Origin of the sequence: Mycobacterium sp. 360MFTsu5.1 (assembly GCF_000383495.1) — a bacterium.
Classification (GTDB): Bacteria; Actinomycetota; Actinomycetes; order Mycobacteriales; family Mycobacteriaceae; genus Mycobacterium; species Mycobacterium mucogenicum_B.
On the sequence record NZ_KB911470.1, the window covers coordinates 95,863 to 111,123 of the forward strand.

The 15,261-nt window shown below is 68.5% G+C and carries 13 protein-coding genes; 11 read left to right on the forward strand and 2 right to left on the reverse strand.

The genetic code is table 11. The features are described from left to right. Positions 1–36: 36 nt before the first annotated feature. From H289_RS0121430 to H289_RS0121445, 4 genes are read left to right on the forward strand one after another with little or no spacing between them, the layout of a single operon-like run. Positions 37–678: an acyltransferase gene (locus H289_RS0121430; protein WP_020102880.1), complete on the forward strand. Its 642-nt coding sequence runs from the start codon at positions 37–39 to the stop codon at positions 676–678. Then, positions 678–1,805 (forward strand): glycosyltransferase family 4 protein, encoded by a 1,128-nt coding sequence (locus tag H289_RS0121435; protein ID WP_020102881.1) that lies wholly within the window; start codon positions 678–680, stop codon positions 1,803–1,805. The genes H289_RS0121430 and H289_RS0121435 overlap by 1 nt, the downstream gene beginning before the upstream one ends. A 31-nt stretch (positions 1,806–1,836) precedes the next feature. After that, positions 1,837–2,973: a polysaccharide biosynthesis protein gene (locus tag H289_RS0121440; protein WP_020102882.1), complete on the forward strand. Its 1,137-nt coding sequence runs from the start codon at positions 1,837–1,839 to the stop codon at positions 2,971–2,973. Then, the gene (locus tag H289_RS0121445; RefSeq protein ID WP_020102883.1) at positions 2,970–4,112 is read left to right on the forward strand and encodes a glycosyltransferase; all 1,143 of its coding nucleotides are present in this window, start codon (positions 2,970–2,972) and stop codon (positions 4,110–4,112) included. The genes H289_RS0121440 and H289_RS0121445 overlap by 4 nt, the downstream gene beginning before the upstream one ends. Here H289_RS0121445 and H289_RS0121450 read toward each other — a convergent pair. Together H289_RS0121450 and H289_RS0121455 are read right to left on the reverse strand one after the other, a co-directional pair. Continuing rightward, on the reverse strand, positions 4,103–5,599 hold the full coding sequence (locus H289_RS0121450; RefSeq protein ID WP_020102884.1) for a beta-galactosidase: 1,497 nt from the start codon (positions 5,597–5,599) through the stop codon (positions 4,103–4,105). The two genes, H289_RS0121445 and H289_RS0121450, sit on opposite strands and share 10 nt — an antisense overlap. Positions 5,600–5,695: 96 nt before the next feature. Then, complete coding sequence (locus H289_RS0121455) at positions 5,696–7,111, reverse strand: O-antigen ligase family protein (protein ID WP_020102885.1); 1,416 nt, start codon at positions 7,109–7,111, stop codon at positions 5,696–5,698. Positions 7,112–7,243: 132 nt separating this feature from the next. On the opposite strand from H289_RS0121455, the gene H289_RS0121460 reads away from it, so the two are divergent. From H289_RS0121460 to H289_RS0121490, 7 genes are read left to right on the forward strand one after another with little or no spacing between them, the layout of a single operon-like run. Continuing rightward, positions 7,244–8,719 carry a tyrosine-protein kinase domain-containing protein gene (locus tag H289_RS0121460; protein ID WP_020102886.1) on the forward strand — a complete coding sequence of 492 codons (1,476 nt, stop codon included), beginning with the start codon at positions 7,244–7,246 and terminating at the stop codon, positions 8,717–8,719. Next, a complete protein-coding gene (locus H289_RS30975; RefSeq protein WP_020102887.1) occupies positions 8,719–10,002 on the forward strand; it encodes a lipase family protein in 1,284 nt (427 codons plus the stop codon). The genes H289_RS0121460 and H289_RS30975 overlap by 1 nt, the downstream gene beginning before the upstream one ends. Continuing rightward, complete coding sequence (locus H289_RS0121470) at positions 9,999–10,667, forward strand: YveK family protein (RefSeq protein ID WP_020102888.1); 669 nt, start codon at positions 9,999–10,001, stop codon at positions 10,665–10,667. The genes H289_RS30975 and H289_RS0121470 overlap by 4 nt, the downstream gene beginning before the upstream one ends. Then, positions 10,664–11,917 carry a lipase family protein gene (locus H289_RS0121475; RefSeq protein WP_020102889.1) on the forward strand — a complete coding sequence of 418 codons (1,254 nt, stop codon included), beginning with the start codon at positions 10,664–10,666 and terminating at the stop codon, positions 11,915–11,917. Before H289_RS0121470 ends, H289_RS0121475 begins: the two co-directional genes overlap by 4 nt. Then, complete coding sequence (locus H289_RS0121480) at positions 11,914–13,143, forward strand: acyltransferase family protein (RefSeq protein ID WP_020102890.1); 1,230 nt, start codon at positions 11,914–11,916, stop codon at positions 13,141–13,143. The genes H289_RS0121475 and H289_RS0121480 overlap by 4 nt, the downstream gene beginning before the upstream one ends. Beyond that, positions 13,144–14,382, forward strand: coding sequence for a lipase family protein (locus H289_RS0121485; protein WP_020102891.1), 1,239 nt, complete (start codon positions 13,144–13,146; stop codon positions 14,380–14,382). Then, positions 14,354–15,250 (forward strand): sialate O-acetylesterase, encoded by an 897-nt coding sequence (locus tag H289_RS0121490; protein WP_020102892.1) that lies wholly within the window; start codon positions 14,354–14,356, stop codon positions 15,248–15,250. The genes H289_RS0121485 and H289_RS0121490 overlap by 29 nt, the downstream gene beginning before the upstream one ends. Positions 15,251–15,261: the final 11 nt, after the last annotated feature.

Sequence of the window (15,261 nt, forward strand, 5' to 3'; positions counted from 1 at the left end):
GTGATTGGCGAGCCGGCAACGGCAGACCCAGCAGATGTGGCACGCAAGAAAGCGGCCGCGCCGACCTTGAAATTGCCGCCGGATCCGGAATGGAAACTCGGGGAAGACGGCCGCGTCACCTACTACAAGATGCAGAGCATGGGCGTGGGCCGCAAGGCGCGCAACCGAATTGGCGAACTGCTGTTCAACATGTTCATCACGCACATCCCGTCGCACACCATCCGCCAGGGCTTCCTGCGGCTGTTCGGCGCCACCATCGGTGAGTGGTCGACCATCATGCGCGGCACCACGATCCTGGACATCGAATTCCTGACGATCGGCAACGGCACCACCATCGGTTTCCGCTGCCTGCTCGACGCGCGGGCCGGCCTGTGGATCGGCGACAACGTGACGATCGCCAGCGACGTCCACCTGCTCGGCGGTGGGCACGACATCAACCACCCGGACTTCCTGCCGATCCCGATCCCGACGGTGATCGAGGACTACGTCTGGATCGCGAGCCGGGCCATGGTGCTGCCCGCCCTGATCGGCCGCGGCGCCGTCGTCGCCGCACAGGCGCTCGTGGTCAAGGATGTGGCCCCGCTCGACGTGGTCGGCGGCAACCCCGCCAAAGTGTTCGCCAAGCGTAATCCGGATGCATTGGGCTACAGCGCAAAGTACCGGCCGTTGTTCTGCTGATGCCGGTCGATCTGCGCGAGTACCGGTTGGTCTACATCGGTCCGGCCGAAGGCCAGACCGCGGTGGGCGACTACGCCGAGAACTTCGTCAACGCCGTACGGCCGCTGTTCGGTGAGGTCGTACAACGTCGCACCCTGGGTCCGGGCGCCGAGACGGTAGCCGAGGTGCGGGCTCACCGGCGTGCGGTCGCCGAGTTGGTGGCGGGCGGTACGCCGGGCCGCGTGCTGGTGCATGCGGAGCTGGCGGCCGGTGCGGTGTCGGCGTTCTGGTCCATCGCGGGGTTGCGCGGGGTGCCGGTGACGGCGACGGTTCACGATCCGCCGCAAGGCATCTGGTGGCCGGCGCGGACCCGGTTCGTGGCGCAGCACCGGCTCGTCATGCATGGCCTGCACTACCCGCTGCGTCCGCTGTCGCGGCGGATCGAGGGCATCGTCAACGGGGACCGGACGATGGTCGCGCTGAGCCAGATCGGCGCGGACTCCATCAAGGCCACCTACCCCGCCACCACGGTCGCCGCCGTGCCGCACATCATCTCCGAACGGCCGCGGCTGCGCCCGCTCGCCGAGCGGCCCAAGGCGGTGGGTTTCTTCGGGCATGTGTACCGGGGCAAGGGGTTCGAGCAGATCGCCCGCATCCGCCGGGAGCTGCCCGACGACGTCGTGATCCGCGTGGCGGGCCGGGGGACCGAGGCGCTGACGGGTGGGCCGGGGGTGGAGATCGTCGGCCCGGTCGACGGTCCGGCCGAGGATGCGTTCTTCGATTCGGTACGGGCCGTGGTGATTCCGTACGGCAAGCGCCACTTCTACGCCGAGACCTACCCGGCGTCCGGCTCCGTCGCGCACGCGATGGCGTACCGGACCCCGGTGGTGTGCACCGACTACGGCGCCCTGGCCGAACTGGACGAACGCGCCGGTGCCCTCGTCGTCCGCATCGGCGACCAGAACCCCGAACAGGTGGCGTCGTCGTTGGCCAAGGCCATCGTGTCCCTCGTCTCCGACGACCAGCGGCTGGCCGAGTTCGGCCGGCACGTCGAGGCCTACCGCGAGGCCTGCTCCGGGCCGCGGACGGCCGAGGCGTTCGGCCGCGTGTGGACCGACTTGTTGACCCGAGCATCTGTGAGCGTGTGACCTGACTGCCCCCGACGCGCCCACCCGCAATGTGGCGAAGACGCTCATCTCCCTGGTCTGGATCTACGGCGGCCGCGGGGTCGGCCTGCTGTGGACGCTGATCCTCGTCCAGCGGCTGGGTGTCTCCGAATACGGCCTGTACGCCATGGCGACCGTGCTCAACGGCATCGTCGGCAACACCGTCGACAATTCCTTCGCGGTCCGGGCCATCCGGGAATCCGAGGAGCACTTCCTGCGTGAGCGCACCATGCGCTATCTCGTCGCGGTGGGCCTGGTCATTGCCGGCGCGGTCACGTTCGACGTCAACTACGTCATCGGCTTCGGCCTGATGGTGGCCGGCGGCGAGATCGCCCTCAACGTGGTCAAGAGCCAGTCCGCGCGAGATGGCCACCCGGACAAGGTGTATCGGCTCGACACGGCGCGGCAGTTCTCCAGTGCCGGCATCGGCGCGGTGTACCTGTACACCTCGGCGCACCCGACGCTCACCCATGCCTCGCTGCTGTACTGCACGCCCTACGTGCTGATCCTGCTCGTCGGTGCCAAGCTGGCCGTCGGCCACCGGCCCGCACCGCCCGGGCCGCCGCGGTTGATCGCGGCGCTGACCGGCGAAATGCTCGGCACCACGCTGTATCTGGGCGGCGACGTGCTGCTGCTCGGCACGCTGGTGGACACCACGGCCGCGGGCTACTACCAGCTGGCGTGGGTGGTCGCGGCCGCGGTGGCGGCCGCCGGTCAGTCCTTCGGCATGACCTATCACGAGCCGCTGCGGGAGAGCGGCGGCGACCTGTCCGCGGCCCCACCGCTGCGCAACATCCTGCGGATGGCGGCGCTCGGCGGCTCGCTGCTGCTGATCATCGGCGGCTTCCTGTTCGCCTTCGGGGCACCCGCCCAGCTCGCCACGACCATGATGATCATGGGCGGCTTCGCCGCACTGCGCATCTGCATCTTCGTGCTGCAGGTGATCCTGTACACCCAGCGGCGAGACGTCTTCCGGCTCACCATCGCCGTCGGCCTGGTGCCGGTGAAACTGGGCATGGTCGCCGCCCTCGCGACGCTGACGCCGCTGGGCGCGGTGGGAGCGGCCATCGCGGCTACCGTCGCCGACGCGATCATGCTCGCCGGGTTCACCTGGGCGGTCTACCGGCCCCGCGACGTGGTGGACTCATGACCACGCCCAAGACCGCTTTCATCCTGTCGAAGGACCCGGTGCTCGAACACACCGGTGACGTCGCGCTGGCCCGGATGCTCATGCAGCTGGCCGCCGACTCCTTCGAGGTGTCGGCCATCGCGCTGTCGCCCGAACCCGGCACCATCACCGCCGACCTGATTCCCGGCGGCCTACCGCTGGAACGCGTCCACAAGCCGGCCGTGCGCCCGCACCGACTGCTCGTCGACTCCCTGCGCCGCCGGCTCAGCCTGGTGCACGTGCGGTTCGACACCGACGAACTGGTCCGCGCCATCGACCGCAGCGACGCCGACGTGTTCGTCGCCGAACACAGCTACATGGCCGAATCGTTCTTCCGCAGCAGGCATTTCGGGAGGAAGCGACTCGTCGTCAATACCAACGTGAGTGAGTCGCTGGTCTGGCGGGCGTCGCGCGGCGCGCTCGGGCGCATCGAGGAACCGCGGCTGGTCCGCGACGAACTGCGCGTCGCGCGCGCGGCCGATGCCGTCAGCACCTACGACGCCGAGGAAGCCGAGTACTACCGCGACAACGGCGTCCGGGATGCCCGGTTCATGGACATCACGATGCCGCCCGGTACGCAGGTCGACATCGCGGCGTCCCCGCCGCGGCTGGTGTTCATGGGCACCCGCGACTGGCCACCCAACCAGGAGGGGTTCCTGCGCGCCCTCGAACTGTGGCCGCGCATCTCCGCCGGGATCCCCGGCGCCGAACTGTGCATCATCGGAGCCAAGAAACCGGGTGCGGCCGACCCGGTGTATCCCGACGGGGTCCGAGACCTCGGCTTCGTCGACGATCTCGGGGCGTTCCTCGGCACCTGCCGTGCCCTGATCGCGCCGATCCGCACTGGCGGGGGAGTCCGGGTCAAGCTGCTCGACACCATCCGGATCGGGCTGCCGGCCGTCGCCACCACCGCGGCCATCGGATCACTCGGGCCGATCTTCGGGCTGCGCCCGCTGGACGACGACGCGGCGTTCATCGCCGAGTGCCGCAGGCTGCTCACCGAGGTGCCGGCCGCCGTCGACCTCGGGAACCAGCTGTACGAGATCAACCGGCAGCGGTGGCAGGACCGGTTGCCGCACAAGGCGGTTGCCGACCTGCTCCGCGGCGGGACTCAGGTGTAGTAGACCTTTACGCCGACCCACGGTGCCCAGACCATGTAACCGTGCTGGAAGTCGACGCGGTTGGAGCCGTTGACGTAGCGCTCGTCGCTGGTGGCCAACCCCAGTTGCGGCTTCCAGGCCTGCGCGAAAGCGCTCGAGGCCCAGTGGGCGCCGGTCTCGGGTGACCACCAGACCCGGAACGCCTGGCCACCCGTGAAGTCCTGTTGGCCGTTGGCGAACACGCTCGCGGGCACCGAATTCCGCTGCATCGCGATGTCGGCCACGGGGCGCGGCGAGGACACGTAGCCGCTCGGCAGCTCGTAGATGGTGTTGACCGTGCGGACCTGCGCCCACACCGTCTTGGTGGCTTTGAACACCGGGCTCAGGACCGAGCCGTGCGCGGGGTCCGTGATCTGCGAGAAGCGCTGGAACTCGGGGGATTTCGGTACGCCGGCGGCGATGGTCGCCGCCAGTTCCGCGGCCGCCGGCTTCGGCGTCCAGTCGCTGCGGTAGAGCCCGACGGTGGCGTCCGCCTGGTTGCTTCCCGTCTTCCGGTCACGCGTGGTGTAGATCATCAGTGGGCCGGTGTACGGCATCTCCTGCCATTTTGTGTAGATGTCCTTGAGGTACGCGGCCTGCGTGGTCTCGTTGACCACCGACGTGGGCTCGCCGTACTCGGTGGCCCAGATCCGCTTTTCCTCATCGCCATTGTCGATCATCACTTGGCGCATCTGAACCAGTTGCAGCACAGGTGAATTCGCGATCAGCATGCCGTCGGAGAACTTCAGGTTGTAGTTGTACGGGTGGAACGACAGCGCGTCGAAGTTCCCCTTGGCGCCGGCGGCGTACATCCCGGCGATGAAGCGCACCGGGTTGATCGACCATGAGCCGAAGTCCACCACGGCGCCGACGACGCCGCCGATCACCGTCGCGTTCGGGTCGGCGGCCTTGATGCGCGGATAGGCCGACTTCAGCAGGTCGGTGTAGCCCGCGGGATCCGGTGCGGGACTGTAGAAGAACACCGCGTTCGGCTCGTTCCAGACCTCGTACGCGGAGATCTTCCCCTTGTAACGCGTGGCCACCTTGGCCGTGAACGCGCCGTAGGCGTCCGGGTCCGACGGCCGGCTGCTCAGTGGCAGGCCGCCCTGCGACATGGCCCAGGGTGGGGTCGCGTTGATGAACGCGATGATCGACATGTTCATGGCGGCGGCGGCATTCACCGTCTTGTCGACCAGGCTCCAGTCGAGCTGGCCGAGGACGGGTTCGACCCCGGCCCACGGGATCATCAACCGGATGGTGTTGACGCGGTTGTTGGCCATCAGTGCCAACGTCCGGTTCACATCGTCGGGTGACAGGCCGTAGATGTCGGAGTCGGCGAAGCCGATGGTGGTCGGCAGGTTGACGACGTTGGCCCGCTCGGCGATCCTGACCCGCTCAGGGGCGTCCCCCGGGATGCCGGTCAGGGCGATGAGGGCGCAGACCATGCTGCCGGCGATCGCTGATGCCACGCTCGAGAAACGGCGGGCGGATCGTCGGGGGCGCTTCCCGGGCATCGTGCAACCGCCCTTCACCTATGAAGTGCGTCGCGAGGCGCAAACGCGCCCTCAGTGTGCAGCAGAAATGGGCATTTGCTGTGAATCTGCTTGGGCGTGTCGCCGTATCTGATCTCGGCGTTCTCGGTCTATATGCACCAGGAATGCCAGCAAAATCGAGAATTTGAGTGTGGCGGGCGGGATACCGACCACCGGGTGGTCGAGTTGGAGCGCGACAACGCAGAATCCGATGAAGATGCCGCCGTACACCGCCCACGGAAATGAATTGGAGCGGATCGCCCGGTAGCTCATGACGCAACCGATCAGCATGATCGCAAAGAACGCCAGACCGGTGAAGATGCCGCCGCGGTAAATCGTCAGCAATGGCGCGTTCGACACATGGTTGAGGACGAACGCGTAGTTGCCGTCCCGGAATTCGAGCCGGTTCCAGCCTTTTCCGAACAACCAGTAACCGGCCATGGTGTCGGGGAATTCGCGGATGGCATCAATTCGCGACGTGGAGCCGACGTCGTCACTGCTGAACGAGTGCGCGAATCTGGTGCGCACCTCGGGTATCGCCGCCGCGAGGCCCACGGCGGCGATCATGGCGGCGATGGCCAGCCCACGGTCTCGCGCCCGCATGGTGTGGAAGGCCAGTACCAGCAGCGCCCCGGCGACGACGGTGAACATGCCGGCCCGACTCAGGGTGAGCAGCAACGCGACCGCGAAGATGCCGGTCACCACGATGCGCTGCCAACCGGCCAGCACGACCAGCGCGACGGCGATCGAGACGACAAGCGCGATGCCTTCGGCGTTGGGATCGACCGAGGTGCCGCCCAGGCGCATGGAACGCGCCATGCCGCCGTCGGTGAAAGCGAAGCGGGTGGCGGTGTATTCCGCGGCATAGCCGAAGACGCGCAGGTATCTGAACGACGTCTGGTTGGGGTCGAAAGCCACGATGTACAAGCCGAATACGGCGTTGAACAACGTCGCGTAGACGAATATGCGGCCGAATTTCTCCAGATGCTCGGACGTCAGGCTGCTCAGTGCGATCGCCACGAGCGTCACGACCGACCACCGGACGATCTGGATGATGTCGCCCATGCCGACGCCGGTTACCGCGACGGACGCGATCGACGTGATGACGAGCGCGATGATCGACCATTCCATCGGATGAATGGGCCGCGCCAGTCGCGGATGCACGAACAACGCGATCACCGCACCAAATGCGAACGGCAGATATAAGGGGACGTGAACACCGGGGAAATATCCGAAAGGCAGGGCGCCGGTGACGACCGCCAATCCGTACAAGAACCACAGTGGATGCCGTAAACCGACATAGATGCCGGCAACCACTGCGGCAATAGCGACAATGCCCAACAAAGTGAGCTGGCCGAAAGACGTCGCCAACCAGACCAAGCCCACGATCACGGCCAGAATCCCGGCCGATGATTTAAGATTGCCGAGTTGACCCAAACGGGCGTTCATGTCGACTATGTTCTCAGCTCGACCAGCTAAGCTCAAGCAGGTTGCCCGGACCCGTGGCGCGTCTGAATGGTCGGTCCGGTTCCCAGCCGTTAATCTGTGAGCCGTCGCATTGCTGAAATAAGGGGCACGACCTTGGAGATCAAAGAGTACCTGCGGATATTCGGCCGGTACTGGTGGGCGATCGTGGCGCTGGCGGTTGTCGGAGGTGTCGCGGGCTGGTCGTGGTGGGAATTCGGTGATCGCGAATACCAGTCCAGCGCGACGCTTTTCGTGGCGACCCAGAACGGCACGTCGGTCACGGAGGCCTACCAGAACAACCTGTTCTCCCAGGACCGCGTGAACTCCTACGCCACCCTCGCCACGAGCGAGCAGGTGGCCGCCCGCGCCGTGGACCAGCTGAAGGCGACCATCTCGGCCAACGAACTGCGGGCCAAGGTCACCGCCGTCCCGCTGCCGAAGACCGTGTTGCTGCAGGTCTCGGTCACCGACAAGGACCCGGGCCAGGCCCAGACCTACGCCAGCGCGGTCGCCGATCAGCTCGCCGGCCTGGTGGGAGAGCTGGAGACGTCCCGCCGTGGCGGCAGCCCCGCCGCGGGCGCCATCGTGGTCGACGAGGCCGGCTACCCGACCAAGCCCCTCGGCTATTCGATGGTCACCCGCATCGGGATGGGTCTGGCCGGTGGCACCGTGCTGGGTCTCCTGGCGGCCATCGTGCTCGGCATCGTCGACCGCCGGGTGCGCGGCCGCGACCGGGTGGCCGACGCCAGCGGTTCGCTGCTCATCGGCGCGCTGCCCGCAGACTCGGCCCGCAGCCATGCGCCGGTGGTCGACCTGACCGCCGAGGGCGCCTACCCGGAGGCGCTGCGCGAGCTCCGCAACAATTTGCGGTTCACCGTGCCGGCAAATCGTTCCGAGCCCGCTCGGGTGATCGCGGTGGCAAGCCCGTCACCGTCCGACGGGCGGACCACCGTGGCGATCGACCTGGCCGCCGTGCTGGCCGAGACCGGCAAGCGCGTGGTGCTGGTCGACGGCGACCTGCGCAACCCGGCGGTGGCACAGCGTCTGGACCTCACCCCGGCGGCCAGTCAGGGCGCGGCCGACCGCGGCCTGAGCACCGTGCTGGTCGGCGAGAACACCGTCGCCGAAGGCCTGATCCCCGAGGTCTCCGTCGGTCAGCATCAGATCGCGGTACTGCCCGCGGGTCCGGCCACCACGCGTCCCGGCGAGTTGTGGGCCGGCGACCACACCGAGAGCCTGTTCGCCGACCTGTCCGGCCAGTTCGACTACGTCGTCGTGGATACGCCGCCGCTCGGCAAGTACAACGACGGTGCCGTCGCCGCCGCGCTGTCGGACGGTGCGCTGCTGGTCGGCCGCATCCGCCACACCACGAGCAACGCGCTGACCCGGGCCGTGCAGACCTTGAAGTCCGCCAACGCGGTGCTGATCGGCTCGGTCGCCACCGACGAACCGGTCGAGTTCAAGCTCCACATCGGCGGGTCCGACGGCCCGAAGTCCGGTGACGGCAAGAGCAAGAAAGCGGCACCCAAGGCCGCCCCCAAGGCTGCGCCGCAGTCCGAGGCCAAGACGGCGGCGCACCAGAAGCCGTGATGCGTCAGGTTGAGTTGCGGCGCACGGTACTGGCACTGGCTGCAGTGCTGGTCACCGTGGCTGCGTGCGGCCAGTCGGGCCCGGTGCCGCCGCGACCGGGTGACGACGTGCGTCCCACCCGGGACCTGACCCCGATGTTCCCGGGGGCCGAGGCGCTACCGCCGCCCGATCTCACCGACGACGGCCCGGGTTCCCTGGTCGAGTTGAAGCCCGTCAAAGGCGACCGCAGCTTCGACGAGGCCGGCGCGACCGCGGCGCGCATCGTGTACCGGTCCACCAGTGGCGTCGACGGCCGTCCCATCCAGGTCAGCGGCCTGATCGCGGTGCCCCCGGGCCCACCGCCCAAGGGCGGCTGGCCCATCATCTCGTTCGGGCACGACACCACCGGGCTGCTGCCCAAGTGCGCGCCGACCCTCGCGCCGCAGTTCTGGGGCTATTCGACCGGGATGACCGTGTATCTGCGGCGCGGCTTCGCCATCGCCCTGTCCGACTACCAGGGGCTGGGCATCGACCCCGGCTCCAGTGCCCGGCAGCACTCCATCCTGGACGCGAACAGCCTGGGGAACAGCATCATCGACGCTGCCCGCGCGATCCATCGCGCCGCGCCGTCCACCAGTACCAACTGGGGTGCGCTGGGCGCCGGTGAAGGCGGCCTGGCCGCGTGGGCCGCGGCCGAACGCAACGGCAGCTACGGCGCCGGCATGAACATGGTGGGCGCGGTGGCGGTCAACCCGATCGCCGATCTGGCGCCGCTCGCCGACCCGGACCGCACCGCCGCACTGGCGACCGCCGATCAGTACCGGCTGCAGATCCGGGCGCTGCAGAGCCTGGAGACCATGCAGCCCGACTTCGACCTCGACGCGCACCGGTCGGCGAAACTGAAGGACCAGTGGGACCTGTTGGTCGACTGCGCACCGCGCGACGTCGCGGCCGCCCAGCTGGCGCTGAATCAGTTGACGCCCAACGACTTCCAGGCCAAGGACGCGGCCGCGGCCGCCGACCTCAAGCGTCGCCTCGGGGCCGTGGCATTGCCCAGTGCCGGTGCGGGCCCGAATGATCCGCCGGTGCTGGTGGCGTTCGGCACGGCCGACACCGTCAACCCGGCGGCCGGCGTGCTGACGGCCACCGCGGCGGCGTGTGCCCGCGGCCAGCAGATCGTGGTGATGCGCGGCGTCGGCGACACCGGCCAGATCAACGACCAGACGATGCAGAACGCGCTGGCCTGGCTGCAGGCGCGGTTCGACGGCGAGCGCGTGGCCGACGTCTGCGTGGGGGCGACGTGATCACCCCGACCGGAGTGCCGCGGGTGCGCGACTACGTGCTGTTCGTCAAGAACAGCTGGGTGCTGGTGCTCGTCACCACCATCGCGAGCGCACTGATGGGCTGGGTCGGCTGGGAGAACGCGAAGCCCGAGTACCGGTCGACGGCCTCGGTGTTCGTCAGATCCGAGGGCAGCGCGTCGCCCCTGGACGCCTACTACGGCGACGCCGGCATGCTCGGCCTGATGGAGACCTACCGGAACCTGGCCACCAGTTCCCAGATCACCGCGCCCATCATCCAGAAGCTGGGCCTCATCGAGTCCGACAAGGAACTCGCGGCGCGGATCGTCATATTGCCCAGTGCCACAGCGATGTTGAACGTCACCGTCACCGGCGGCGATGCCGACCAGACCACGCAGATCGCGCACGAGGTCGTGAACGACATGGTCGCGGTGGGCAACCGGCTGGCCCTGGTCGCCGGTACCAGCGCGACGCTCGTCGTCATCGACGACGCCAGCCCCGCCGAGCGGGTGGGCACCGTCTGGTCCTACGTGATGACCGGGACGGTCCTGGGTTTCGCGCTGTGTGTCATCGCGGTCATCGCGCGGGCGCTGATCTTCGACCGGGTACTGAGTCGCCGGCACCTCGAGCGGGTGATCGGTGACGCGACCGCCGGGACGTCGGGATGAACTCGCGGCGGCTGCGGCGTGTGGTCGCCGTGGGCCTGCTCGCCGCGGTGTGTCTGACCGCGCCGGCCTGCCAGAGTGACTCGTCACCGAAAAAGGCCGGGCCCCTTACGATTCCGGGGATCGACCTCAAACCTGACACCACGGGCGCCGGTCAGGTGCCCGGTGCACTGGTGTCGGCCTCGACGTTCCCGACGCTGGACCTGCGCCTGAAATCGGCCGTGTCGCTGGCGGCCCGCATCGCGTACACGTCGACGTCGGGGATCACCGGCGACCACACCGAGGTGTCGGGTGCGGTGTTCGTGCCGAACGGGACGCCACCACAAGGCGGCTGGCCCATCATCGTCTTCGGCCACGCGACGTCCGGCATGCAGAGCGAGTGCGGGCCGTCCGGTTCGTCGACGCTGCAGGGGCTGTCCATGCCGATCACCACGCTGGTCAAGGCCGGCTACGTGGTGAGCCTGCCCGACTACCAGGGGCTCGGCCCGGGCACCGCCGGCCATCCGTACGCCGACGCCACCACGGTGGGCTACAACGTCATCGACTCCGCGCGCGCAGCGCACAAGCTGGTACCGGAGTCGTCGGACCGGTGGCTGGCCGTCGGGGTGTCCCAGGGCGGCCAAGCCGCCTGGGCCGCAAACGAACTCGCCGCCGGCTACGGCACCGGGCTGAACCTCGTCGGCACCGTCAGCCTCTCGCCGGCCACCGATCTCACCGGTCTGGCCGCCGGCGCCGCGGCCGGCAGCCTGTCGAAGGAGCAGGGCGCCATCCTGCAACTGATCCTGGCCGCCCTGGCGACGGAGAACCCCTCGCTGAACCTGGCGGACTACCGCCGCGGCGAGATCGTCGAGCACTGGGACGTCCTCGCCTCGTGCCGCACCGAGGACGCCGCCGCGCGGTCCGCGGCGATCGACAAGATCACGCCCGACGACCTGCGGCCCGCGAACCCGCAGGCGGAAGCCACGCTGCAGGAGCTGCTGGCCAAGCGGAGCCTGCCCAAGGAACCGACGTCCGCGCCGATGCTGGTGCTGTACGGCGGCCAGGACACGCTGTTGCTGCCAGACTGGACGAACAGGGCACTCGCCGCCGCGTGCCGCCTCGGCGACGTCATCGACATCATGTTCCAGCCGACCAAGGGGCACGCCGACATCGACGTGGCGATGTCCTACGACTGGATCAAGGACCGGTTCGACGGCGTCCCCGCCCAGAACAGTTGTCCGTCATTCAATTCCACGCAGGGAGCAGGACAGTGAACGCGCCGACCTCGGCACCGGTCCGGACCCGGGCCCGCATCATCGGGCTGGACGGCGCCCGCGGGCTGTCGTGCCTTGGCGTCGCCGTCATGCACGTCACCGGGCACTACTCGCCGCAGACGGCCTACCACTGGAAGACGAACCTGGTCGGGCTGTCGCTGATCTTCTTCTACGCGCTCAGCGGGTTCCTGCTGTTCCTGCCCTACGTGCGCAACCTGATCGAGCAGCGCGAACTGCCGAGCACCGCGAACTTCGCCGTCCACCGCATCGCCCGCATCCTGCCCGGGTACCTGGTGATCTTCCTGCTGTGCAACTACCTGCTGCAGATCGTCTACATCGAGAACGCGTCGCTGCAGCCGACCCGCACCGAAGACGGCACCGGCATGATCACCGACCCGTGGCAGTTGATCGCCAACCTGACCCTGATGCAGTCCTACATCCCGAAGTACTTCCAGACCGGCCTGAACCCGTCGTGGTCGCTGACGCTGGAATACGCCTTCTACCTTTCCATCCCGCTGCTGGGCATGCTGCTGTTCGCCCTCGGACGGCGGTCGAACCTGCGGCCATGGGTCGTCGTGACCCTCGGCCCGGCGCTGCTGATCGCGCTGGGATTCATCGGCCGGGCCTTCGTGCCGTGGATGATCTCGGCGCTGCACCTGACCGATCCGACGGAGATCAACTGGGGCGCCAACTGGGTCGCGGTGTACACCAAGACCTTCCTGACCAACTCCGACACGTTCGCGTTCGGCATGGCCGCCGCGGTACTGGTCGTGGCCATGGAGCACAACGCGATCCGCGAGACGCTCAGCCGGCGCGTCCGCCTGTACAGCTTCCTGGCGATGTTCCCCGCGGGCATCGTCATGCTGGGGCTGATCGCACTGGCCAACCCCTACGCGACGTCGGCCCTGGCCGTGCTGTGCGCGCTGGGCATCCTGGTGATCGTCGCGCCGCTGTTCCGCGGCGAGCGGTCCGGGCTGGCCGAGTTGCTGGACACGGCGCCCTTCCGGTTCGTCGGGAAGGTCTCGCTGTCGGCGTACCTCTGGCATTTCCCGCTCATGCTGCTGCTGGGACGCTGGGGCCTGATGGCCGGCGACACCGTGCCCGGCATGCTGCGCAACGTGGCGCTCGTCCTGGCGGTGACACTGGTGGTCTCGGCCGTCACGTACTACGCGGTGGAAGAGCCCGTCATGAAATTCGCCAAGCGGTACCGCACCAGGTGGTCCTGAATGCGTCGTGCGATCCAGTGGGGCGCCGCGCTCGCGGCAGTGCTCCTGATCGCGGCGTCGTTGCCGGTGATGTGGCAGGTCGGTAGCTGGGCCCTGGACAAGCTGCGGCACGGCGGTGCCGGCGACCCGGTGCCGATCCGCACCGCCGACCTCACGGGCTCGGGCCCGGGCAGCCTGATCAGCGCCATGACGATGCCGGCACTGACCAACTCGGTGGAAGGCAAGGATCTGCAGGCCGCCCGCGTGGTCTACCGATCGACATCGGGTGACACCGATGCGCCGACGGTGGTGTCGGGATCGGTGTTCACGCCCCGGGGCCAGGCTCCCGACGGCGGCTGGCCGGTGATCGCGCTGGCGCACGGCACCACCGGCATCGACCAGCCGTGCGCGCCGTCACTGTCGGCGAATCTCCTCGGCAACGTGGTGTTCGTGCAGGGCTTCGTCAACCTCGGTTTCGCCGTGGCCCTCGCCGACTACCAGGGGCTGGGGGCGCCCGGCGTCCATCCCTACACCGACAGCCGCACCGCGGGCCGCAACGTCATCGACTCCGTCCGCGCCCTGCGGCACACGTTCCGCGACATCTCCAACCGCTGGGCCGTGTTCGGCGGTTCGCAGGGCGGCGGCGCGGCGTGGGCCGCCGACGAACAGGCACGCACGTACGCGCCCGAACTCGACCTCATCGGGGCGGCCGCCAGCGTGCCGTCGGCCGATGTGGCGGGCATCGTCGACAAGGCCGTCGCGGGCACCATGACCAAGGACCAGGAAGCGGCGTTCCAGGCGATCGTCGAGTCACTGGCCCGGCTGCATCCCGACCTGAACCGCGACGACTACCGCAGGGGCGCGGCGGCCCGGTACTGGAAGGTGCTGTCGGCGTGCTCGGGGCCCGACGTCGCCTACCGCGCCACCGCCATCGATGCGATCGGACCGACCGACCTGGCGCCGGTCGACGCGGCGGCCGCCGACCGGCTGCGTCGCTACCTGCACGACTGGGCCCTGCCGCAGCAGCCGCTGTCGGCTCCCATGTCGGTGGTCTACGGCGGCAAGGACACCTTCCTCGACCCCGAATGGACGAAGGCCGCCATCGCCCGCGCATGTTCGCTGGGCGGTACGGTGGTCTGGAATTTCCAGCCGGACGGTGGGCATGCCGATATTGACGGACCGGGTCAATTGCGGTGGCTGGCAGAACGATTCAGGGGAGGCGAGGCGGTCAATGACTGTCCTGCGCAGGGGACCACGTAATCCCGACGGCGACAGCCCGATTCATCAGCAGTTGCTGATCGAGGCGAAATGCATCGTGAAGCGACTCATCGCGCCCCGCGGCACCCCGGTGGGCGAGCCCGAGCGGCCGTACCTGATCCTGCCCATCCTGGGCCAGTCCAACGCGTTCGGCATGGGACTGCCCGTCGAGCCCGACGGGCTGGACCGGCCGCATCCGCTGGTGCACCAGTGGGCCATGTGCGGGCCGTCCAAAGGCACCGCGGTGCTGGCGACGCAGCCGCTGCTGCACGAAATTCCTTGCAAATACGTCGGTTTCGGCCCGACCTTCGCCAAACAACTCGCCGAGGACACCGGGCGTCCGGTGCTGCTGATCCCCGGTGCCCGCGGTGACACCTCGTTCACCCCGAAGAACGGGCACACCTGGGATCCGGCCGACCGCAAGACCCGGGTGAACCTGTACCAACGGGCCGTGAAGGCCATCGACGCGGCACTTGCGCGGTATCCCGGCAGTGAGATCGCCACCGTGCTCTGGCACCAGGGCGAGACCGACGTGCCGTTGATCTCCGGCGCGCAGTACCAGGTGAAGCTCGACTCGCTGATCGGGGACATGCGCGCGCGGTACGGCGAGGGCCTGCCGTTCGTGCTCGGCCAGATGGTGCCCGAGGAAATGGAGTTGAGCGGCAAGCCCTACGCGGCGATCGACGCCGTGCACGCCGACACCCCGAACCGCTGGCCACTGACCACCTTCGTGCCGGGCCCGCGTGATTCGTACAACAGTCCCGACGACCGGCACTACAGCGCCGCCGGGCAGCGCGAGTTGGGTCGCCGCATGTGGCAGCAGTACCGCGAGATGTGCGCCGAACAACTGGCGGACTATGGCGCGCGGTGACCTCGGCCGAA